Raw genomic sequence first — 1,644 nt, forward strand, 5'->3', positions numbered from 1 at the left:
TTGGATAAGCCCTCGACCGATTAGTACTGGTCAGCTCCATGCATTGCTGCACTTCCACCCCCAGCCTATCTACCTCGTCGTCTTCAAGGGGTCTTACATACTGGGAAATCTCATCTTGAGGGGGGCTTCACGCTTAGATGCTTTCAGCGCTTATCCCGTCCGTACATAGCTACCCAGCGGTGCTCCTGGCGGAACAACTGGTACACCAGCGGTACGTCCATCCCGGTCCTCTCGTACTAAGGACAGCTCCTCTCAAATTTCCTACGCCCACGACAGATAGGGACCGAACTGTCTCACGACGTTCTGAACCCAGCTCGCGTACCGCTTTAATGGGCGAACAGCCCAACCCTTGGGACCTACTTCAGCCCCAGGATGCGATGAGCCGACATCGAGGTGCCAAACCTCCCCGTCGATGTGGACTCTTGGGGGAGATAAGCCTGTTATCCCCAGGGTAGCTTTTATCCGTTGAGCGATGGCCCTTCCATGCGGTACCACCGGATCACTAAGCCCGACTTTCGTCCCTGCTCGACTTGTTGGTCTCGCAGTCAAGCTCCCTTATGCCTTTGCACTCTTCGAATGATTTCCAACCATTCTGAGGGAACCTTTGGGCGCCTCCGTTACTCTTTAGGAGGCGACCGCCCCAGTCAAACTGCCCACCTGACACTGTCCCCGTACCCGATCAGGGCACCAGGTTAGAACCTAGATACGATCAGGGTGGTATCCCAACGGTGCCTCCACACAAGCTGGCGCTCATGCTTCTTAGGCTCCCACCTATCCTGTACAGATCGTACCCAAATTCAATATCAAGCTGCAGTAAAGCTCCATGGGGTCTTTCCGTCTTGTCGCGGGTAACCTGCATCTTCACAGGTATTAAAATTTCACCGGATCTCTCGTTGAGACAGCGCCCAAGTCGTTACGCCATTCGTGCGGGTCAGAATTTACCTGACAAGGAATTTCGCTACCTTAGGACCGTTATAGTTACGGCCGCCGTTTACTGGGGCTTCGGTTCACAGCTTCGGATTGCTCCTAACCACTCCCCTTAACCTTCCAGCACCGGGCAGGCGTCAGCCCGTATACTTCGCCTTACGGCTTCGCACAGACCTGTGTTTTTGCTAAACAGTCGCTTGGGCCTTTTCACTGCGGCCCCCTCGTGCTATTCACACTACCGGGGCACCCCTTCTCCCGAAGTTACGGGGTCATTTTGCCGAGTTCCTTAACGAGAGTTCTTCCGCGCGCCTTAGAATTCTCTTCTCGCCTACCTGTGTCGGTTTGCGGTACGGGCACCTTCATCTGGCTAGAGGCTTTTCTTGGCAGTGTGAGATCATGACCTTCGCTACTGTAATTTTCACTCCCCATCACAGCTCAGCCTTATTGATGTGCGGATTTGCCTACACATCAGCCTTACTGCTTGGACAGGCATCCATCAGCCTGCGTCACTACCCTACTGCGTCCCCCCATCGCTCGTAACGATTTACGGTGGTACAGGAATTTCGACCTGTTGTCCTTCGACTACGCCTTTCGGCCTCGCCTTAGGTCCCGACTTACCCTGAGCGGACGAGCCTTCCTCAGGAACCCTTAGGCTTTCGGCGGATCAGATTCTCACTGATCTTTTCGTTACTCATACCGGCATTCTCACTTGTATGC

At 54.3% G+C, this 1,644-nt stretch carries 1 rRNA gene (only partly in view); it reads right to left on the bottom strand.

The window, feature by feature from the left end:
• Positions 1-1,644, bottom strand: a 23S ribosomal RNA gene (locus DFQ00_RS28520); it runs 1,283 nt beyond the window's last position.

The sequence above is a fragment of the Paenibacillus barcinonensis genome (assembly GCF_003217495.1).
GTDB classification, from domain to species: Bacteria; Bacillota; Bacilli; order Paenibacillales; family Paenibacillaceae; genus Paenibacillus; species Paenibacillus barcinonensis.